The organism is Psychrobacter sp. UBA2514 (genome assembly GCF_002341255.1).
Classification (GTDB): domain Bacteria; phylum Pseudomonadota; class Gammaproteobacteria; order Pseudomonadales; family Moraxellaceae; genus Psychrobacter; species Psychrobacter pacificensis.
The window spans coordinates 100,037-121,035 of the sequence record NZ_DDNS01000018.1 but is presented as its reverse complement, the minus strand read 5'-3'; the positions used below and the strand labels follow the sequence as shown (position 1 = coordinate 121,035).

The 20,999-nt window shown below is 44.7% G+C and carries 16 protein-coding genes and 1 pseudogene; 5 read left to right on the top strand and 12 right to left on the bottom strand.

What is annotated here, in order from left to right:
* Positions 1-237 precede the first annotated feature (237 nt).
* Positions 238-1,569: a S1C family serine protease gene (locus B3V51_RS06710; protein WP_071001395.1), complete on the top strand. Its 1,332-nt coding sequence runs from the start codon at positions 238-240 to the stop codon at positions 1,567-1,569.
* Positions 1,570-1,695: 126 nt separating this feature from the next.
* Here the strand turns inward: B3V51_RS06710 and yfaE are convergent, their stop codons facing one another.
* The 9 genes from yfaE to B3V51_RS06665 all read right to left on the bottom strand — a co-directional run bounded on the left by yfaE (position 1,696) and on the right by B3V51_RS06665 (position 10,654).
* Entirely contained in the window at positions 1,696-1,965 is a 270-nt protein-coding gene (yfaE, locus tag B3V51_RS06705) for a class I ribonucleotide reductase maintenance protein YfaE (protein ID WP_071001396.1), read from the bottom strand.
* Between the two features lie 136 nt (positions 1,966-2,101).
* A complete protein-coding gene (gene nrdB / locus B3V51_RS06700; protein ID WP_071001397.1) occupies positions 2,102-3,235 on the bottom strand; it encodes a class Ia ribonucleoside-diphosphate reductase subunit beta in 1,134 nt (377 codons plus the stop codon).
* Positions 3,236-3,321: 86 nt separating this feature from the next.
* Positions 3,322-3,693: a hypothetical protein gene (locus B3V51_RS06695; RefSeq protein ID WP_071001398.1), complete on the bottom strand. Its 372-nt coding sequence runs from the start codon at positions 3,691-3,693 to the stop codon at positions 3,322-3,324.
* Between the two features lie 36 nt (positions 3,694-3,729).
* Positions 3,730-4,017 carry a type II toxin-antitoxin system RelE family toxin gene (locus tag B3V51_RS06690; RefSeq protein ID WP_071001399.1) on the bottom strand — a complete coding sequence of 96 codons (288 nt, stop codon included), beginning with the start codon at positions 4,015-4,017 and terminating at the stop codon, positions 3,730-3,732.
* Entirely contained in the window at positions 4,007-4,258 is a 252-nt protein-coding gene (locus B3V51_RS06685; protein ID WP_071001400.1) for a type II toxin-antitoxin system Phd/YefM family antitoxin, read from the bottom strand. The genes B3V51_RS06690 and B3V51_RS06685 overlap by 11 nt, the downstream gene beginning before the upstream one ends.
* Positions 4,259-4,659: 401 nt before the next feature.
* Positions 4,660-5,547: a hypothetical protein gene (locus B3V51_RS06680; protein ID WP_093070956.1), complete on the bottom strand. Its 888-nt coding sequence runs from the start codon at positions 5,545-5,547 to the stop codon at positions 4,660-4,662.
* An 837-nt stretch (positions 5,548-6,384) separates the two neighbouring features.
* Positions 6,385-8,661 carry a class 1a ribonucleoside-diphosphate reductase subunit alpha gene (gene nrdA, locus B3V51_RS06675; RefSeq protein ID WP_071001402.1) on the bottom strand — a complete coding sequence of 759 codons (2,277 nt, stop codon included), beginning with the start codon at positions 8,659-8,661 and terminating at the stop codon, positions 6,385-6,387.
* 499 nt (positions 8,662-9,160) lie between these two features.
* A complete protein-coding gene (locus B3V51_RS06670; RefSeq protein ID WP_058024867.1) occupies positions 9,161-9,451 on the bottom strand; it encodes a YbeD family protein in 291 nt (96 codons plus the stop codon).
* 276 nt (positions 9,452-9,727) lie between these two features.
* A complete protein-coding gene (locus B3V51_RS06665) occupies positions 9,728-10,654 on the bottom strand; it encodes a bestrophin family protein (RefSeq protein WP_071001403.1) in 927 nt (308 codons plus the stop codon).
* 175 nt (positions 10,655-10,829) lie between these two features.
* Here B3V51_RS06665 and B3V51_RS06660 point away from each other — a divergent pair.
* A pseudogene (locus B3V51_RS06660) lies at positions 10,830-11,053 on the top strand (sodium-independent anion transporter); the annotation flags it as partial.
* 68 nt (positions 11,054-11,121) lie between these two features.
* Here B3V51_RS06660 and rpoD read toward each other — a convergent pair.
* The 3 genes from rpoD to B3V51_RS06645 form a co-directional block, all read right to left on the bottom strand.
* On the bottom strand, positions 11,122-13,047 hold the full coding sequence (rpoD, locus tag B3V51_RS06655; RefSeq protein ID WP_284719292.1) for an RNA polymerase sigma factor RpoD: 1,926 nt from the start codon (positions 13,045-13,047) through the stop codon (positions 11,122-11,124).
* A gap of 529 nt (positions 13,048-13,576) precedes the next feature.
* Positions 13,577-15,802, bottom strand: a complete 2,226-nt coding sequence (locus B3V51_RS06650) for a DNA primase (RefSeq protein ID WP_223332925.1) — start codon at positions 15,800-15,802, stop codon at positions 13,577-13,579.
* 139 nt (positions 15,803-15,941) lie between these two features.
* Positions 15,942-17,123, bottom strand: coding sequence for an outer membrane protein assembly factor BamD (locus B3V51_RS06645; protein ID WP_286708145.1), 1,182 nt, complete (start codon positions 17,121-17,123; stop codon positions 15,942-15,944).
* Between the two features lie 728 nt (positions 17,124-17,851).
* Between B3V51_RS06645 and B3V51_RS06640 the strand changes: the two genes are divergently transcribed.
* From B3V51_RS06640 to B3V51_RS06630, 3 genes are all read left to right on the top strand, one after another.
* Complete coding sequence (locus B3V51_RS06640; RefSeq protein ID WP_414706369.1) at positions 17,852-19,093, top strand: RluA family pseudouridine synthase; 1,242 nt, start codon at positions 17,852-17,854, stop codon at positions 19,091-19,093.
* Between the two features lie 114 nt (positions 19,094-19,207).
* A complete protein-coding gene (locus B3V51_RS06635; RefSeq protein ID WP_286708144.1) occupies positions 19,208-20,203 on the top strand; it encodes a polyphenol oxidase family protein in 996 nt (331 codons plus the stop codon).
* A gap of 103 nt (positions 20,204-20,306) precedes the next feature.
* Positions 20,307-20,918 carry a flavodoxin family protein gene (locus tag B3V51_RS06630; protein WP_071001407.1) on the top strand — a complete coding sequence of 204 codons (612 nt, stop codon included), beginning with the start codon at positions 20,307-20,309 and terminating at the stop codon, positions 20,916-20,918.
* The last annotated feature ends 81 nt before the right edge of the window (positions 20,919-20,999 follow it).

Below are 20,999 nucleotides of genomic sequence, written 5' to 3'. Positions count from 1 at the left end.
TAAAAGAGTAGACAAGATGGATAACTGAAATGGTACACGATACGTTACTATTTCACGGCATTGCGGTTATAATTTATAAATGTGAGTCTGCCTAGCTCTGGCTATTAATTGCCTAATCAAGCAATTACCTAGTCAAGCCATAATGGTTGAATAATCCAAGCCATGATGGTTGAATAATCGCAGTCTTCTCACCTTATTTCTCACTGTCCGTCTGCATTACATTTATAGAGGTTCTATATGTCGTCATCCCAGAACACCAATAACACCCGTAACAAGGTTTCTTTATTAAAATGGTTGCCTTGGGTCTTATTGCTGCTGGTGTTAGTAGCGTTTATCTGGTTGTTCACGAGTATGAAGTCATCATCGGAGGCCACGTGGGAGCCGCCGAGAACCCCGCCAGCCGAGCAGCAAGCGTCAGAGCCAGTTGCGGATACACCAGCGCCCATCTCTTCTTATCATAATGCAGTTGCGCGCGCGTCGCAGTCGGTCGTCAATATCTACACCACACAAACGATGACAGAGCATCCTTATATGGATGATCCCGTATTGCGCCGGTTTTTTGAATATCATGGTGGCCCATCACAAGAGCAGGGCAATACCAATCTAGGCTCTGGTGTGATCGTATCAGAAGATGGCTATATCGTGACCAATGCGCATGTCATCGAAAAAGCGGATGAGATCACGGTTGCATTTAACGATGGACGCAAGAGCCGCGCCAAAATCATCGGTACAGACCCTGATAGTGATCTAGCAGTGATTAAGGTTGAGATGACAGGATTGACGCCGCTTGGTTTCCGCGAAGATCCTATTCGCGTGGGGGATCTGGCTTTGGCAATTGGTAATCCATTTGGGGTCGGTCAGACGGTGACGCAAGGGATTATCTCAGCGACTGGGCGTACTGGACTGGGCGTCAATAAGTTCGAAGACTTCATCCAGACGGATGCGGCGATCAATCCAGGTAACTCAGGTGGCGCGCTGGTCGATGCTCGTGGTGAGCTAGTCGGTATCAATACGGTGATATTCTCGCGCTCTGGCGGCTCGATGGGTATTGGCTTTGCGATTCCTACATCATTGGTCGAGCAAGTGATGAACGCGCTGATCAAAGACGGCCGCGTCAGTCGTGGTTGGCTCGGTATCGAAATCCAGTCACAGCTACGTGACCCAACGCAGCTTGAGACCTCAACGGGCGTGGAAGTGCTAAACGTCATCGAAGGCAGTCCTGCTGCCAAGAGTGGTTTGCGTGTTGGCGATATCATCCTAACCATCGATGGTGTCGAGATGACCGATGCCAATACCTTGATCCAATATGTCGCTCGTAAGCCGCCGAACACTGAGTTGGATGCTCAGATACTACGCCGCGGCAAAAATGCTCAAGTCAAAATAATGCTAGAAGAGCGTCCAGTGCAAGAGCCCATCGAGCGTCCTGTCGTACTACAGGGTGAGAGTATGGATGGGATGGGTGGCAGTATCCAAGGTGATCAGCAAGCACCGATGATGTCAGAAGCAGAGCGTGATCGCATGCGCGAAGAGCTAATGAAACTGTTTGAGCAAGACTCTGTAGCACAATAAAGTGTGTTGCTAAATTACACAAAAAAGCGCGCTCCTTTGGATAAGGAGCGCGCTTTTTTATTGAGTTAAATTTTATCAAAGCATAAAAGCTAATGTTCAGGCCAGTCTTTAGTCCCTACTATTTTGCTAAGGCTTTTCAATCAGCTCATGGTTGATATAGATTACACCCCGCACACGGCAACAGCAGGGCAGGATTTCATCCTCTTCAATCATGGCAAGCGGGTTAAATGGATAATCGACCGTATGCGAGCTAGCAATACGCTTGACTCGGCAGCTACCACAATAGCCCTCGCGGCATTGATAGTTGACATCGTGTCCGGTGCGTAATAGTCCATCTAGTAGACTTTCGTCATCATGTAGATAGAACTGCTTTTTACTGGTCATTACCCAAGTCATCGCTCATCCTATTGGGATATCTGTGCTATTACTATCCCTACTATTAACCGATAAAATGATTACAGATCAACCCTTTATAATTTAAAACCTTTATAGCTCAAAGCTCTTACAACTCAGCTCTTATAATTCGGAGCCTTTATAGTTCAAAGTCGTCAAAATCACTGTCTGATAAATCAGAGTCAATCTGACCAACCAAGTACGAGCTAATCTCGGTCTCTTGTGGGGCGACCTGCACATTGTCAGACGACAACCACGTGTTGATCCACGGGATTGGGTTTGATTTTGAGTTCGGGAACGCCGCTGGCAAGCCGACGGTTTCCATACGTAAGTTGGTGATGTATTCGATATATTGGCACAGAATATCTTCGTTGAGACCGATCATCGAGCCATCTTTGAACAGATAGCCTGCCCATTCTTTTTCTTGCTCGGCAGCCTTGCGGAAGATCTCAATACTTTCATCAAAACACTCTGCGGCAATCTCGACCATCTCAGGATCGTCACGACCATTACGCATGAGATTTAGCATGTGCTGCGTACCGGTCAAATGCAACGCTTCGTCACGAGCGATCAGTTTGATGATTTTGGCATTGCCTTCCATCAATTTGCGCTCAGCAAAGGCAAACGAGCAGGCAAACGACACATAAAAACGAATGGCCTCTAGGACGTTGACCGCCATGATGCATAGATACATTTGCTTTTTCAGCGATCGTAAATCAACGGTCACTTCCTCACCATTTATATTATGCGTACCTGGACCGTATAAGCTATATAGCTGCGAGTTGCGATACAGCTCATCATAGTACTGAGCGATATCAGAGGCGCGGCCTAAGATGTGCTCGTTTTGCATAATGTCATCAAAGATAATATTTGGGTCATTGACGATATTACGAATGATATGGGTATAGCTGCGCGAGTGAATCGTCTCGCTAAACGACCATGTCTCAATCCACGTCTCAAGCTCAGGGATAGACACTAGCGGCAGTAGCACCACGTTTGGACTACGACCTTGGATAGAGTCGAGTAGGGTCTGATACTTGAGGTTGCTCAAAAATATATGCTGCTCATGCGAGGACAGATTGCTAAAATCGATACGGTCGCGTGACACATCGACTTCTTCTGGACGCCAAAAGAATGACAACTGCTTTTCAATCAATTGCTCAAAGATGGGGTGCTTTTGTTGGTCATAGCGCGCCACGTTGACGGGCTGACCAAAGAACATCGGCTCTGTTAGCGCATTGTTTGGCGTTTGCGAAAAAATCGAGTAAGTCATGGGACTGCCTTTATCATTGATACGGTTATGAAATTATATAAATTGGATATGATTATATTATAAATTTTGGTCAATGGCTTTTTGGGTTAAAGGTTCTCTAGCGATATCTGTGAGGGCTCTTTGCCATCGTTCATATAGGCTTTGAATATTTCGCTCAGTTCACTATCATCGAGTGCTTCTAATTCATCCAGTGCGCTTTTACGTAGGGTACTCACATCAGACGCTTCTGCTGCTGTTTTTACGTCTTTTTTAGCCGCGCGCGATGCTGGTTTTTTGGCTGCTTTTGCCACGCTTTTTTTGGCGACGGCTGCCTTTGGCGCTTCATCCATCTCTAACTGCTGACGCACCGCTGCAATATCAACCTCGACTTGTACGATATGCGAGCCACCATCGTTTAGGTCTGAAAATACGTTTGGGATAAACAAACCACCGTCTTTGATGATTGCGGTATAGTGCACATGACCTCCGTCGTTTTAGTTATTTCTAAGTTTTCGTTAGGGTTGACGCGTCGCCAGACTGTCATATACCTTGTTGTTTTCTCTTTTACCGACTGCCAATACATAAACCACCACCACGTCATCTTTAACGGTATATACCAAACGATACCCTATGGTGCGTAATTTAATTTTATAAGTATCTGTATGTCCAGAAAGTTTCGACGCAGGCACATGAGGGTTGGATAGTCGCTGCTGTAATTTTTTCTTAAACTGCTGTTGGATGCTTGGCGCTATCTTTTTCCATTCTTTTAACGCTAACGGGTGAAACTCAAGACTATAAGTCATCGAGCGTAACCTTGATAGGCGCTTGCCCATCATTCATCCGTGCGTTTACGGTTTGGCTGAGTGCCATATCGTCCATCGCTTCCATCATACGCTCGTACATGTCTGTGGAAACCAAGTAAGCCACGGGTTTGTTGTGGTTTAAAATCGCAATCGACTCACCATCTGACTGTTTGATCAAGGCAGAAGGGTTGTTTTTTAGCTCTGAAATACTGGCTGTTTGTGTCGCAAATATCGGTTGCATGCCCCATTCTCCATTAAAATTATGCTCTAAATATAGGGCTAATTTTAGCACGAAAATTAGGTCTTACTTGTTACTGTGTTAAATTTAAATATTAAGGTAGCCAATCCCGCCTACCGCTTGTATCTGCTTAGCCGCTGGCGTGCAGTCTATCGTGTCTGACCGCATTCCTGTTGCCTCGATACTACGTCCAGTCAGAGACTGCAACGCCATCGTCGTCAGCAGGATATCGCTATAGTCGGGGCTAAACGACCTTGTTAGGGCGTCTTTCTTTTTTCTTAGCGACCTTGCTATTTGAGTATATTTTGTAGGGTGCGCCTCGCTCACCTTTAAACACAATTTTTATATCATCGGTGCGCTGGGCGCACCCTACAACTAAGAAAGATTCGCTTGACCTAGGCTTATTAGCTTTCAAAACAACAATTTAAAAATCTTTTTAACTTTCTATGCCTTTTACTACTTATCAAAGGCGTAAATTGTCTCATATTATCTGCACTAAATAACTTAAAGCCATCCGCAATAATACTATGTGCTTCACGAACACTATCGTTTAATTTTTCATTCTCTTTGATCATTTTGCTAAGTTCTTTGAGAGTTGTCTTGTCCTCATCAAAATCATTCAAACGATTAAGAGTTATTTTATTGTTTAGAATGATGGCTTTAATTTTGATTCTATCAGTAAGATAGTTTAGACCTTTTAAATCACCTAAGTTGTCAGACATATAGAAAGGATTTTGAACGTCTTTTCCTGTTCTAACCTCTTCAAGCTCAATCTCCGATTCTGTAGCTCTACGCTGTATTGCAATAATGGAGCTCTTACTATATTTCATTTGTTCTAGCTTGTCGTATAGCCCATCAAGACCTTCGGACTTTATAGCTCTATAAACTCTCTCAATCTTCTTCCAATCAGCTTCTATTTCATTTAACTTTCTATAATTTTCAGCAATATTCAATTTAGCTAACTTTATATTCTCGATTTTGTTTGCGTAATCAATCTCTTTGCTAAGTTTATTGCTCAAAGACGTAAAGTTTTCTCCAAAATACTTCTTGCCACAGTCGTTTCCTAAATTAGTCAACCTACCAGATTCAGTTTCAACAATACATCCAATATTATGAGGTGTGCGACAATTTGATAAACCGCATCTACCCTTGTTTGGAAGTTCATACTTATTAATAACTTGCTTTAATTTTTCCTTCTTAGGATCTAATGAGTCAGTATATCCACTCATTTTATAAATATCATCCCAAGTATTAATTCTCAAAAAATGCTTTTTGCCCACTGAAATATTCAAATTCTTATCCCTCTTAGCAACTCATACTTAATAGTGCTAAGGTGTCGAAGCACCCTAACACTAAACCATGAAGGTCAGACCAAACACCTATGCTATTTTTCTAGCATAAGTATGTTTAGCGTTTAAGTTTATGTATCCGTTAAGACCATTTCCTGTTCTAGCTAGTCTTATCATATTGTTGACATGATAAGTGCCAGTTTTGGAATAGTTATATAGATACATACCACCTTTCGTAAAACGCACAATTATAGAGTCATCACCGACCTCGAATGCGCTTACGCCAGAGTCGCCATGTATATCACGATAAACTTCCATACTCATTACTCCTGAGTAGAAATATTTGTGACTACCTTTTCACGGTTTTTTTGGACAAGTGGTAAGTTTTAAATTAGAATGTCTGCTCTGAAAAAGGAAATTCATTCTATTGGCCTATCACTTGTGGACGTCGGTAGTCTCAACTTCCTGATACTAAATATTGACGTATTTAGCATCTCCAATGGCATAGTTGATTACTCTTCTATGCCATTTTTATCTTCTACTATCTACCTCCTGTGCTACCCCTTTATAACTACCTTTCATACCACTCATAAATCGACCTGTAGCAGCGTCTCTCTTAAGCGAATGCTTAGGGTTACTAGGATGCTTCATTTGAGTTCGAGCTTTTACCGAACCTCTGCGAGTACTACGGCCTGTGTTCTTAGCCATAATTAAATTACCTCTCTATTAATTAGCTTTAGTGGTTTTATGCTATCTATATTTTAGTTGCACCTCCTTTTACTAGACCAAATTATCTATTAGGCTCTCTAAATTAGATCAGAGAGCCTAATGGCCAAATTTTTAAATCTTACAAGCACCGCCAGCACAATCATCTTCCATATCCGCTTGGGCATCGTTCGCACCATCACGAGTGTTATGGTAGTACAACGTCTTCACACCCATTTTATAAGCGTTTAGCAAGTCTTTTAGCAATATCTTCATCGGTACACGGCCACCAGCATAACGAACGGGGTCATAGTTGGTGTTGGCAGAGATACTTTGATCGACGAATTTTTGCATGATAGCGACCAGCTTTAGGTAACCGTCATTGTTTGGCATTTGCCATAGTAGCTCGTACTGATCTTTTAGGGTAGCAATCTCAGGCACGACTTGCTTTAAGATGCCATCTTTTGACGCTTTGATAGAGACCAGACCACGTGGTGGCTCAATACCGTTGGTCGCGTTGGCGATCTGACTTGAGGTCTCAGACGGCATCAAGGCGGTTAGGGTAGAGTTGCGTAGACCGTGTTCCGTGATATCCCTACGTAGCGTTTCCCAATCGAGATGTAGCGGCTCTTGGCAGATTGTATCCAAGTCGGCTTTGTACGTATCAATCGGCAAGATACCTTGTGAGTACGTGGTCTCATTGAACGCAGGGCACGCGCCTTGCTCTTTTGCCAATTTGTTTGAGGCTTTTAAGAGATAGAACTGCAATGCTTCAAACGTCTGATGGGTCAGACCAAGTGCGCTGTCGTCAGAGTAGCGTGCGCCATTCTTAGCCAAGTAGTAAGCGTAGTTAATCACGCCCACACCAAGCGTACGTCGGCGCATACTGCCATTTTCAGCAGCTTTGACCGGATAGTCTTGATAGTCGAGTAGGGCATCAAGGGCACGGACGATTAGCTCGGCTGGCTCTTCGATGTCGCTGACGCTCTCGACTTTACCCAAGTTGACCGCTGATAGCGTACAAAGGGCGATTTCGCCTTCTTCGTCATTGATGTTATCCAGTGGTTTGGTCGGTAGCGCGATTTCCATACATAGGTTTGACTGGCGAATCGGGGCAACCGTCGCATCAAATGGGCTATGGGTGTTGCAATGATCGACGTTTTGGATATAGATACGACCCGTACTGGCGCGCTCTTGCATCATTAGGCTGAACAAATCAGCAGCTGGGATTTGACGGCTACGGATGTTAGGATCATTTTCGTATTTGGTGTATAGCGCTTCGAATTTGTCTTGGTCTTCAAAGAACGCATCATATAGGCCTGGCGTGTCACTTGGTGAAAATAGCGAGATGTCTTGACCTTTGATGAGGCGCGTGTACATCGTTTTGTTTAATTGTACGCCGTAGTCCATATGACGGACACGGTTGTCTTCGACGCCGCGGTTGTTTTTGAGTACCAGTAATGACTCAACTTCCAAATGCCATAATGGGTAAAATAGGGTCGCAGCACCGCCACGGACGCCCCCTTGTGAGCAGCATTTCACCGCTGTTTGGAACAGTTTGTAGAATGGGATACAGCCAGTATGCTGCGCTTCACCGCCACGGATCGGGCTACCAAGGGCACGGATACGGCCAGCGTTGATGCCGATACCAGCGCGCTGTGACACGTAGCGTACGATGGCGCTGGTGGTCGCGTTGATTGAGTCTAGGCTGTCACCACATTCGATCAGTACGCACGAGCTAAACTGACGCGATGGCGTACGCACACCTGACATGATCGGTGTCGGTAGTGAGATTTTGAATTCTGAGGTCGCATCATAAAAGCGTTTGACGTAGCTTAAGCGCTCAGCTTTGTCGTAATTGGCAAATAGACACATGCCCACGAGCATATATAAGAACTGCGGGCTTTCGTACACGGTCTTCGTGACACGGTCTTGTACTAGGTATTTCCCTGCCATTTGCTCGACAGCAGCATAGGCAAGGTTCATATCACGCCAATGATCCAGATATTCTTCTAACTCGTCAAATTCAGCACGGCTATAGTCCGCTAGGATATGCTTATCATATTTGCCCGCGTCGGTGAGCGTTTTGACATGGTCATACAGGTGCGGCGGCTCAAACTGGTTATACGCAATCTTACGTAGATGGAAGATCGCCAAGCGCGCGGCGAGATATTGATAATCAGGCGTGGTCTCAGAGATAAGGTCGGCAGCAGATTTGATGATGGTTTCGTGAATATCACGGGTTTTGATGCCTTCATAAAACTGGATGTGCGACTTTAGCTCAACTTGCGACACAGAGACGTTGTCCAATCCATCCGCCGCCCACGCTATTACCTTATGAATTTTGTCTAAATTAATAGGCTCTAAACGTCCATCACGCTTGGTTACTTGGATTTTATCAATATGTGTCATGTTGGCCTCTATTTTGATTGCTTATAGTGATGCTGCGCGCCAAAGGAGCGGCAGACATTCTTTATGACGCGATTGTAGTCGATGGTAGCAGTAGTTTTTTGGCAACAAGCAGCCACTACCCATAGTGATAGCAAAAATCACTGAGTACTACATATAGCGTGTTTGTTAATCGGTAGGCACAATATAGCGGGAAAATTTTGAAAATACTATATTGATTTTAGGATAAAACTATGTTGCTACAAGGTTGTAGGCAGTCCAAATTTTGGCAAAGGACGATGGGATAAGGGTTAGACGCAAATGCGGTCGATCATAAATTTTTTGTAAAAATAGTGTGGCCGTTTGCTTTTTATTTTCTCAGTGATTGTCGCCTGATAACTATCACCATGGCGGCAATAATGCGGGCGCAGATTGTACATCAAACCACAAAAAATCGCCACCCATATGTTATTACTAGCGAGTGACGACTTGGACCAAAAGGCGCTAAACCTGTCTGAACGATTTACAAAACCATGCGGACCGTCTTGGCGTTATCAAGCGCGGCATAAAGTGTATTGACTTGATCAGCGGCTGTTAGGTACAGATTGACCCGTGCTGAATGAAAGCGACCCGTTCTAGAAGGTTTCACTTCAATAGAGGCCAAATCAAAATCAGGGAATTGGCTACCCAAGATCAGCTTGATTTCATTAAGCAGGCTCTCGTGCTCACCTTCATGACCAATGATGCTGAGTGGGTAGTTCATCGGGAACTCCCAAAGCTCTGGGTTTTGAATGTCTGTTTTTTTGCCTTTCAGAACGCCTTTATTTGGCGTCAAATCAGTGACTTTCACTGATGGCTGATTGCTGGTTGGGTTATTTACATTGTTGTCGACGTTGTCGTTATTATTTTTTGAATCATCACTCATGATATGAGCCTCGCTTTTATAGATAATATTTTTGAATAAATCAGCTGGTTAGAGTAGAGATTTTACCTACAGTACCTTTGTCTGCTATTTATAGTGGCGTGCGGTGGATTATTCAAGTTACGTTTGCCGCTCGTTCATTGTATGGCGCTTAGATGACGGCAATATTTACGGCAAATAACCATCAATAGGCATAATATCAGTCGGCAGATTGGTTTCTCCCAGCGCTTCTCGCAGATTTATTTCGATCGTGCGTGACAAGGCGGTCAGAGGTAACTGATTAGCCGCCAAACCAAACGGCTCTTCTAGCTCTTCGCTCAGCGCATCTAACCCAAAAAACGTATAAGCAATCACGGCACAAACCAAGGGCGTTGCCCAACCAAGCGAGGCGACCAAGCCAAAAGGCAGCATGACGCAATACAAGTAGGTCGTACGATGTACCAGCAGCATATAAGCAAAAGGTAGCGGTGTGTTATGAATACGCTCGCAGGCTGCCAAGACAATCGTCATAGAGGTCAGGCGCTCATCCATGTTTTGGATGACTTGCTCTGAGACCAGTCCTTGACGCCGAATATCGCCGAGATGCTTACCCATGAGGCGCATTATATGGTCAGGGACATTTTTTGCTTGGCGCATACCATTATGATGTATGGATGCGACAAAGGGATCTATGTCCGCCCAAGGTGGCGTACCACGCAGCCTGTGGCGCACCGCATGTGCAAAAGCAATGGTCAGATATACCATGGTGCGCTGAGTCTCACGACCATGCTCGTTGTCATCATCTATAAAGGATAAGACTTGGCGCGTTAAGCTGCGAGCATCATATACCAACTGGCCCCATAGCATCCGTGCTTCCCACCAACGCTGATAGCTGGCATTATTTCGAAATCCCAAAAACAGCGATAATGCGATGCCCAATAAGGTAAAAGTGGTGATACCATAATAAGGAAAAGAGTCAGGAATCCAGTGTTGAATAATGGTAATGGCTGTACTAAGGATGGTAACCAATAGCAGCTGCGGATAGATTTTTGGAATGATTGAACCGCGAAGGGCGAAAAATATCTTAAACGGGTGGGGTGTTTGCCGGACAATCATGTCAGTTTCCTAGCGATGAAATCTGTGAGCGTAGTATTGCAGGTGCCGTATGATTCTAATACAGAATCTAAGTCTGTAAAGCCCAAAAGACTATAAATTTATTCAAACTAAGAAGTAGGGTGGTCACTTAAGCTCGGTAATTGGGATGGTCAAAAAGTTAAATCCTCGCCTATGCTTTTCGTCAGCAGAGCGTATGACTGAATCCTTTGATATTAAAGAGTCTGTCTCTAAAGTAGTTATTGAACAGCAATCGCTGCGATTGATAAAGTCATTATCAAATTTCGCCGTGAAGGCACTGAGGTAGAGCTTATTGGTTTGAACGAGGCAAGCCAGACGATGATAGACAATTTCGGTGTGCATGACAAACCAGATGCTGAGCAAAATTTAGGCGCGCATTGATAACATAGATTAACAAACACAAAAAAGCCGAGATAAACTCGGCTTTTTTTATTTAGCTTCATTGAATATTAGTCATTTTCAAGGAAAGAACGTAAATGCTCAGAACGTGAGGGATGACGCAGTTTACGCAACGCTTTTGCCTCGATCTGACGAATACGCTCACGGGTAACATCGAACTGCTTACCAACTTCTTCTAAAGTATGATCCGTTGGCATGTCGATACCGAAACGCATTTTTAGGACACGGGCTTCACGCTCAGTTAGATTACCGAGTACATCACGAGTGGCTTCTTGTAGTCCAGCAGACGTTGCATCGTCGACAGGGCTTGAGATCGTACCATCTTCTATGAAGTCACCTAAGTGTGAATCTTCATCATCACCGATAGGCGTCTCCATAGAGATAGGCTCTTTGGCAATCTTGAGCACCTTACGGACTTTGACTTCGTCCATCTCTAAACGTTCGCCTAATTCCTCAGGCGTTGGCTCGCGGCCCATTTCTTGTAGCAGCTGACGTGAGACACGGTTGATCTTGTTGATCGTCTCAATCATATGCACAGGGATACGGATGGTACGTGCTTGGTCAGCGATAGAGCGCGTGATTGCCTGACGAATCCACCATGTGGCATACGTTGAGAACTTATAACCACGGCGATACTCAAACTTATCAACCGCTTTCATCAAACCGATATTACCTTCTTGGATCAGATCCAAGAACTGTAGGCCACGGTTAGTGTATTTTTTGGCAATAGAGATAACCAGACGCAAGTTGGCCTCAACCATTTCTTTTTTCGCGCGTCGCGCTTTTGCTTCACCAACGGCCATACGACGTGCCACATCTTTCATGTCGTGGATTTTCATATCAAGCTGCTGCTCATAATCACGAATACGGCGCTGAAGTAAAATAACGTCATCGGTGACTTTTTCTAGCGTGCCCGCAAATGCAGGCTTACCTTTGATACGCTCAATGAGCCAATCGACATTGGTTTCATTGCTAGGGAAGGTCTTACGGAACTCTTCACGCGGCATACGACCACGGCGAATCACCAAGCGCATGATTTGACGCTCTTGCTTACGCACGTCGTCGTAGACGTCATGCATGATCGCCATGACTTGGTCTGACAAGCGATTATTGAGCTTTAGCATCATAAAGCGTTCAGCAAGTAACGCGTACGCAGTATCCGCCTGCACGCTACCACGACCATAATCAAGCAGCGCTTGCTTGGCTTTGATAAATAGATGCTCGATCTCTTCTAGACGCAAACGTACTTCTTCTGGATCAAGACCGCTGCTTTCTTCTTCAGCTTCTTCTTCCACGTCGTCTTCGTCTTCATCTTCGTCATCATCAAGTGCGGCTGCCTTGGCATTCACTTTAGCTTTGATGATAGGCGGGTTTTCTTTTTCTTCTTTGATGCGCTCACGCTCTTCTTTTACCGCATCTTTGGCTTCTTGAGCGGCGATTTTATCTTCTTCGGTTTCAGGATCTAAGAAACCAGTGATGACGTCAGATAGCTTTTTTTCGCCATCTTGTACTTTTTGGTATTCATCAAGGACGAACTGTACGGTGCCAGGCCAGTAAGCCATGGCATGCTGTACATCACGAATACCTTCTTCGATACGCTTAGCAATGGAGATCTCACCTTCACGGGTAAGAAGATCAACTGTACCCATCTCACGCATATACATACGGACAGGGTCAGTGGTACGACCAGGCTCAGTCTCAACAGAGGCGAGTACCGCCGCTGCCTCATCTGCTGCCATGTCATCATCACTTGAATCATCGTTCATCAAGATGTCATCGGCATCAGGGGCAGACTCAAAGATTTTGATACCAACATCGGTTAGCATCTGCACAATATCTTCGATCTGATCGCTTTCGGTAATAGAGTCGGGCAGCTGGTCATTCACCTCAGCATAGGTAAGATACCCTTGCTCTTTGCCCATTTGGATTAAGGTGGCCAGTTGAGATGTGGACTTAGAAACTGACTTATCGTTCATAAATACTCGCTTACTTGCATCGGACATTTTTATATTGTGACTCGCTATCGCTCGCTCTTTGCGTTGATCTTATCAATCGATTGATCAAAATATGGCGTAGAGGTTGTCAATAATATCAAAAATGAGTTGATATGAATAAAGGCTCAAAACACTACAATAACAATGCTAAAAAACAGCTAAAAATTAGAAAAGCTAAAAAGACTTCAATACAGTACCTAAAAAAATATAGTACTTAAAATTTAATACTCAAAATAGTATCTAAAAGCAGATATGTAAAATAATACCTAAAATTTGTGCTTAAAGATGCATGCTCACAATCATCAACCAAGCAGTGCTGTCAATATACAGCGACACAGTTTAACACAGACCGCAGTGGTCAAGCACGAGCTAGTGATAGTTACCGACCATTTTTTGCCGTTTATTTGCCATCAGCTAAATGATTTAGGAGTGACTCATGCTACTCGGCATAATCATTAGTAGTGGGGGCAGTGGCTAGAATTTTAAAGGGGCATGATTTGATAATTAAACATTAAGACTGCACGGTGACCATCTGTGATGAGCGTTCGGCATGCTGCGCGCGCAGCCAATTGCTCAAGTGCTGGGCCTGCATACGTACAATCGCTTGCTTGATATGATCAGGGTTTTTTATCAGCTCTTGCATCTTCTTTTTTATATTACGCTCAAGCAATGAGCTGACAAGCTCCTCGATCAAGTCGTCGAGACTCAATACATTTCTTGCTGTTAGTGCCCGATAAAATCCGCCCCAGCTACTGCTTAGCGTCACTTGATGGGATTGATCCAGATTTGATAATACAAAATGTGCCGCCGCATTGGCATCGGTGGGCAAATACTTCATGCACCGCTTAATCGTTGTGACAACATTTAATAAAGCCGCATCTTGCAAGTCTTCCCATGCGATTGCGCGCAATGCATCGCTTGTCGCCTTTTTTTGTATGTGAGCAGGCAGCTGTAATCTTGTCAGCCCAGACTGTTGCCAAATCGATTCGATAGGGTCATCAATGAGTGCGCGCGGCTGAAACAAAAAGCACAGCTGCAATTGTTGGCTGATGGTCATATCACCATCAAAGTCTAGCAGCGCATCTTTGGCCTCGACATTTTGACTGCGCCTGCCGCCAAGCTTTTGATAAACATCATTGTTGAGCAAATAGCGAAAGCTACTGCCTTTTGGCAAAGCGGTCGTCAATGAGCGTACTTGCGACATGAGCTTGGCTTTACCTTCAGCCAGACTCATGTCATAGCGCTCACTTAAGTACGCAAAAATATACTGTGATAACGGCATGGCTTGGCTGATTTGCTCGCGCATGGCATCGCTGCCATGACTTTTGATAAACGTATCAGGATCATGATTGTTAGGCAGGGTTAAAAACCGCAACTCTTTATCATCAGCAAGCACAGGTAAGGCAACTTCAAGCGTACGCCAAGCGGCTTTTTGTCCGGCACTGTCGCCATCAAAACTCAAAGTCAGCGTTGGATTGAGTGTCAATAGCCGCGATATTTGGCTTTCATTGATTGCCGTACCCATCGAGGCGACCGCGCCATAGATGCCCGCTTGATAGAGAGCAATGACATCCATATAGCCTTCTACCACCAGCCAGTCGTTAGCACGCTGCTGGCGCGACTCATAATAGCCATAGAGTACATGCTGCTTATGAAAGACGGGCGAGTCTGAGGAGTTGATGTATTTTGGCTTGACCTCATCGTCGAGCGCCCGACCACCAAAACCAATGGTGCGACCTTGGTTGTCACGAATAGGAAAAATAACCCGATCACGCAGCAGATCGTAGTCACGGCCAGACTCTGATTGGCGCACGAGCCCTAGTGCCTTAAGTCCTTCAATATCTTGTGGAAACTGGTGCTCAAGATGCTGCCAGCCAAATGGCGCATAGCCAAGACCAAAAGTCTCAAAAGTCTCTTCAGTGAGTCCGCGTGACAAAAAGTATTGCTTGGCATGAGGGTGAGTGTGTAGATTATGCTGATAGAACTGCTGAATTTGCTCTAGCAATTCGTACAGGTTGCCATCTTGATCAGACGTCTGATCGATACCAATACTATCCATGCCTGCGTCAGTTTCTGTCAGCCACACTGGCGGATAGCCACTATCGTCCGCATGGTTTGAAGAATACGGCTCTGATGGATACGAGTCCATCGAATAAGGCGCTGACTCGTAAGCATCTAGCGGCGGGAAATTATCGTAACCCTGAGCGTCATCATAACTCGACTGGTCTATGTGATTTTGGTCGCTTTGGTCAACATTATTTTGATGACTGGCTTGACGGTTGTTTTGATAGTTATTTCGATAGCTGTCTTGGTTTGTGCCGTCTTGGTTTGCACCGTCTTGATTTACTTTGCTGTGCTCTATCGTTGGGCTAGGTACATTGTGAACTGGCGGCGGTGCAATAGGTTTTGGCGTACGGCGTTGATAGCTGACGTTCTGTTGCTCTTCTTTTGGTACTTCAATGCCTGTTTGTTTAGAGAGCTCATTGACTGCTTCGATAAAGGTGAGATTCTCGTAATCACGCAAAAAACTGATGGCATTGCCACCGACGCTACAGCCAAAACAGTGATAGATATTTTTTTGTGGATTGACATAAAAGGATGGGGATTTTTCACCGTGAAAAGGGCAGCAGCCTTTATATTCACTACCAGCGCGTTTAAGCGTAGTGTGTTTGCCAATGATGCTGATCAGGTCAGCTTGGCTATTGAGTTGTTCAAGAATATGGTTAGGAATGCTCATACAAAAAACAGTTTACCATAGGTCGATTATGTTGGGGCAGAGGTAATAAGGTACTGCTAGAAAAATAAGGCCAACGTAATGTTGACCTTATTATCAATGAATACAGACTGTGTTAGCTAGGCTAAAAGACCTCACATAATCAATTATTATCCATATCACTCACACTGTCGTCATTTAGCGTAGTGCGACGTGTTGGATTGGTATTTAGTGGATCGACGTTGGCTTCTCGTGCAGTCGAGCCAGTGCTTGATTGGCTGGTCACGCGCTCAGCTGACGCTTCAGGCAGACCTAGGCCTACGCTGATACCATTACGTGCAGACGCATTGTTGGCGACTGGAGTGTTGGCAGGCGTTGTGTTTGTCCCTGCTAGTCTCAACTGGGCTGCGTTGCCAATCATTTGGGTTTTGGTCGCGCCATTATATTCGCCCGTTGCCACTGAGTTGTCAGTTGTGTTTGAGCGACCAAGCTGTCCAAAGGTAATCTTATTGAGCCAAGAGCGATCACGTTTGGTGCTCAGTTTGACTTTGCCATTACTCGTCAGCATGTTTGGATAGTTGATTTGCAATAGGGTTTTGTACTCATTTGCCAAATCTGTTAGACCAAGTTTTTCGTGGCTATAGGCTAGGACAGCAATGGCATCTGGTACTGACTCACTCAGTGGATAGTACTGGAAGACCCATTTGGCACGGTTGACAGCTGCCACATAAGCTTCACGCTCGATATACCAGTTGGCTGCGCTCATCTCGCTCTCAGCAAACTGATTATAGATAAATGTCATGCGCTGGGCGGCATCTGGTGCATAGGGGCTATTTGGGTATTTGCTAATAAGTTCTTGGAAATTGGCAAAGGCAATACGTAGATACGCAGTGTCACGCTCCGCTTGGTTTAATTTAAACAGCTTCAAACTCTCAGACGAGCCTTCCATATTGGCAACGCCGCGTACATAGTAAGCATAGCTGACTTGGGGATTAGAAGGGTATAGACGGATGAATTGCTCGGCACTCGCTGCTGCCATCTCGTATTTATCGCTTTGATACTGCGCGTACATCATATCAAGTAATGCCTGTTCAGCGTATTGCCCAGTTGGGTAAAAGGTACGCAGATTGGTCAGTTCTTCAACACCTTGAACATAGCGGCCTTTATCGATTTGAGCGATGGCATCGTTATAGTAACCTTGCTCTGACTTTTCCGCGGTTTCTACCGCGTCGACATCTTTGGCGCCAGTGAGGTTTTTGAATGTCTGGCAACCTACTAGATTGACGCTAAGCGCAAGTAAGGTGATTGAGGACAGTTTGATAAACGTATTGCCAACAGCTTGCATACTTCTTCTCCGACACAAGACGCATGATAGCAGCAGTGCTATCATGCTATATAAAAGGTTAGTGATAAAAAACGATGCTGAGTATTCAGCGATGCACAAGCAACACGTTTTTCATCGAATGCAGTTTTTGTTATGACGTATTGTACTGGTAGATTGGGTCTGATACATAGAGCTTTTATAGTAAGCCTGTAATAGATCAAATGCATTTAATCATATTCAAACGGTTTAAATGGCAAACACTGTCAATAAAAACCAATGGTATTTTTATACTGTATTTGAATATGGCATAGCAATACAGTGCCATAGCATACAGCAAAACATGGCTATACTTTATAGAATAACGTTTGCTTCGTCTATTTTTTCGCTATCTATACTTTACAGGCAGTTTACCATGAGCGGCTATCACGAGCGATACCGAATATCGCTGGCAGGAACAAATATACAGTAAATTACAGCAATGTTATGTTCTAGAGAGCTAAGCAGTAAAGCTTGGCACCTCAGAAGCGCTCAAAAATTCACAGATAGTATGCACTTTTATAGGGCTTGGACGCGTGACATGATACACTAGGGCGGTATTGTCTCCGCTTTTTTTACCTGCATAGCTTTTATTATTTGCTAGAAGTCAAAAAACGACAATTTTTTATTATTTTATCTTTGAATGAAGTCACTTAACAAAATATAGTTAGCAACTTTACATAGTTAGCAACTTTGCTAGGTATCAATCCGCTATGAATAATGATGCCATGACTACCCATTTATCACCGAATCAATCGCTAGAGACTGATTCATCAGCACAAGAGTCACCAATGCCAAATAACGTTTTAAATAATGACGAGCCTGACAATCAAGAAATGATGGATGAGCAGGAAATAATGGACGAGCACACTGATGCTCTTGATAATGACGACTTGCTCGAAGAAGATAGCGATATTGATGAAGCACTTGACGACAGCGACATGGATGAAGGCGACGACGATGAAGCGCCAGTAGCAGGTCAAGCGGTACCAGTGGTGGTAGATATAACGCATATTGTCACAGAAGATGAGTCTGGCTTACGTATCGATAAAGTCGCTTCACAGGTGTTTGCAGACTTTTCGCGCGTGCAATTACAAGGTTGGATCACGGATGGTAGCTTACTTTATAACGGCAGTGTGCAAAAACCAAAGGTTCGTGTCAAAGCAGGTGATGCCCTACATCTATCGACGACGTTGCAGCAGCATAGTGAAGATCAACCAGAAGATATAGACATTGATGTGGTCTATGAAGATGATGATGTATTGGTCATCAACAAGCCTGTCGGTATGGTGGTTCATCCGGGCGCTGGCAATCAGACAGGCACATTGGTCAATGCTTTGCTATATCATTATCCGCAGCAGCATCACTTGCCGCGTGCAGGGTTGGTACACCGTATTGACAAAGACACCTCTGGATTACTACTCATTGGTAAAACCAAACCGGCTCAAATGGCGCTGATGGAGCAGCTAAAAGACAAATCTGTTTATCGTCATTATCAGTGTGTGGTAGCAGGCGATCAAGCAAGCTTGCTGCGTCATCGCCGTATTGATGCGCCGATAGGGCGACATCGTACTCAGCGTACCAAAATGACGGTCATGACTGCCGGCCGTGAAGCGGTAACCCATCTATTAAATGTCACGCCACTGAATGACAACTATTGTCTGTTAGATGTCGGACTGGAAACAGGTCGTACCCATCAGATCCGTGTCCATCTGAGCCATGTGACCCATCCGCTAGTCGGGGACCGTGTCTATGGTGGTCGTCGTCAACTGCGAGCAGGTTTGACAGAAGCACAGCGCCAAGCCATCAGCAACTTCCCGCGCCAAGCATTGCATGCCTATACTCTTGGGTTTGTGCATCCGGTAACTGGTGAGGATATTGAAGTGACGACGCCACTGCCAGAAGACATGCAACAGCTAATAGCCGTATTAAGCGACGGCTATGATGACGAGTAAACGCTATTGAGAAAAGCGGCTGTCTAAAGGTGTTTACGACAATTGTCAAGTTTATAGTAGTGATTTAGTGATGCCAATTTTTAGACAGTCAGTAGATAAAAGGATGGGGCAGTCGTGACAAACAAGCTTCCGATAATAGATAATTTTCCAATGACCATGCTCGCGCAAATGGATGACGTGGCTGTTTTCCAAACGGCTGCTTTTGCGCCGAATAATATTGACGAACCTGCTACGGCAAGCCAGCAAAGAGGGCTTGACAGTCAAGCAAACCATCAAGCAAATTATGGCGCGCTAAATCTAGGCCTGCATGTCAACGATGACGCGGCAAAGGTATTAGGTAATCGTATGAGTCTGTTGACTGCGATTAATACACAGATGGCAAGTGAGTCATCACAAACTGAGCAACATACTGCTATTCACAGCTTACATTGGGTCAGTCAGATTCATGGTAAACAGATCCATGATATTGATACGACGCCTTTGAGCATGGCACCAATGGCGGCTGACGCCATAATCAGCAAGCAAAGTGGTCGTGGACTGGCGATCATGACGGCAGATTGTGTGCCGATTGTCTTATACCAACCCGCTAGCGGTAAAATCGCCGCCATTCATGCAGGTTGGCAAGGATTGGCGTGCGGCGTGATTCGAGAGACTGCTCAGCGCTTTACCGATTCAGGGGCTATACAGGCTTGGATAGGGGTGTGTATCAGTCAGGCCAATTATGAAGTGAGTCATCAAGTTCGTGACCAATTATTGGCTGGTTGCTTAGATAATCAATTACTCACGGCGTCAGATAGTGATAATTTTGACAGTTTATATGTGATGCGCTCAGATAGTGGTCTTGAAAATCATAGCGATACTCAGCATTTACATAAGACAGTTGATAAACTATCGAATTGCGCTACAGTGCACACGCATAAAGTTAAGCTAAACTTACCAAAACTGGCCGCTGATCAATTAACAGCTGCTGGCGTGTCGATAGATAATAAAGAACCTATCAGCTGTAGCTATGCAGATCGGCATTACTATTCTTATCGTCGTCAAACGCATATGCAGCAGCCTGCAACGGGAAGAATGGCGCTCGTGATTGTGCGCCGCGCCGCTACGTAGATGTCAGCTCACAACTAACAAACCTATTGAGTGCACTGAGTCGTTTTGCACTCGTACACTATATTATTTTTATTTAACCATTATTGTCATTATTAGAGTCTGTATGAATACAACTAGCGAATCCTCAAAAATATCTCCTGATAGTACGCCTAACGTATCGATTGCCGTTATTTTCCATAGCAACTATGGTCATACTAAGCGTGTCGCTGAAGCGATTGTACAAGGCGCGCATCAGCAATTACCAGAGGCCCAAGCAAAAGCGGTTGATATTCATGATATTGACTGGGATTATTTAGATCAGGCAGATCTATTGGTTTTCGGTAGCGCGGTATATATGGGCAGCGTCACGGCTGAATTCAAAACCTTTATGGATGAAACCTCAAAGCGTTGGTACAACCGCACGTGGGAGGGCAAATGGGCCGCAGCTTTTGCCAACTCAGGCGGTCTGAGCGGTGATAAACTTGCCGTGTTGCAGCAAATTTCTTTGTATGCCATGCAGCACGGCATGAACTGGATTGGTCTGCCGCTTATGCCGACGGGTCATGAGGCGCACGATCTCAACCGTCTATCTAGCTTCTTAGGTTTGATGACACAATCTCTTGACGGACCACCTGAAGAAACGCCAGGGAAAGGAGATATTGATACCGCTATTTGGTTTGGTGATCATTTGGCTAAAACCATCATTAAACATCAGCCAGCGGATAGTAAGCGTTAGTTAACACAGTAGGTGACAGGCTACTCCAGTAAAAAAGCAGACACTATTGATGTCTGCTTTTTTTATGTCAATGTTATGGAG

Excerpts from the sequence above, each read along its gene's own strand:
- rpoD (WP_284719292.1), bottom strand. The coding sequence starts at position 13,047 with ATGAACGATAAGTCAGTTTCTAAGTCCACATCTCAACTGGCCACCTTA.
- B3V51_RS06630 (WP_071001407.1), top strand. The coding sequence starts at position 20,307 with ATGAATACAACTAGCGAATCCTCAAAAATATCTCCTGATAGTACGCCT.
- B3V51_RS06685 (WP_071001400.1), bottom strand. The coding sequence starts at position 4,258 with ATGCAACCGATATTTGCGACACAAACAGCCAGTATTTCAGAGCTAAAA.
- B3V51_RS06665 (WP_071001403.1), bottom strand. The coding sequence starts at position 10,654 with ATGATTGTCCGGCAAACACCCCACCCGTTTAAGATATTTTTCGCCCTT.
- yfaE (WP_071001396.1), bottom strand. The coding sequence starts at position 1,965 with ATGACTTGGGTAATGACCAGTAAAAAGCAGTTCTATCTACATGATGAC.
- nrdA (WP_071001402.1), bottom strand. The coding sequence starts at position 8,661 with ATGACACATATTGATAAAATCCAAGTAACCAAGCGTGATGGACGTTTA.
- B3V51_RS06710 (WP_071001395.1), top strand. The coding sequence starts at position 238 with ATGTCGTCATCCCAGAACACCAATAACACCCGTAACAAGGTTTCTTTA.
- B3V51_RS06645 (WP_286708145.1), bottom strand. The coding sequence starts at position 17,123 with ATGCAAGCTGTTGGCAATACGTTTATCAAACTGTCCTCAATCACCTTA.
- B3V51_RS06640 (WP_414706369.1), top strand. The coding sequence starts at position 17,852 with ATGAATAATGATGCCATGACTACCCATTTATCACCGAATCAATCGCTA.
- B3V51_RS06690 (WP_071001399.1), bottom strand. The coding sequence starts at position 4,017 with ATGACTTATAGTCTTGAGTTTCACCCGTTAGCGTTAAAAGAATGGAAA.
- B3V51_RS06650 (WP_223332925.1), bottom strand. The coding sequence starts at position 15,802 with ATGAGCATTCCTAACCATATTCTTGAACAACTCAATAGCCAAGCTGAC.
- nrdB (WP_071001397.1), bottom strand. The coding sequence starts at position 3,235 with ATGACTTACTCGATTTTTTCGCAAACGCCAAACAATGCGCTAACAGAG.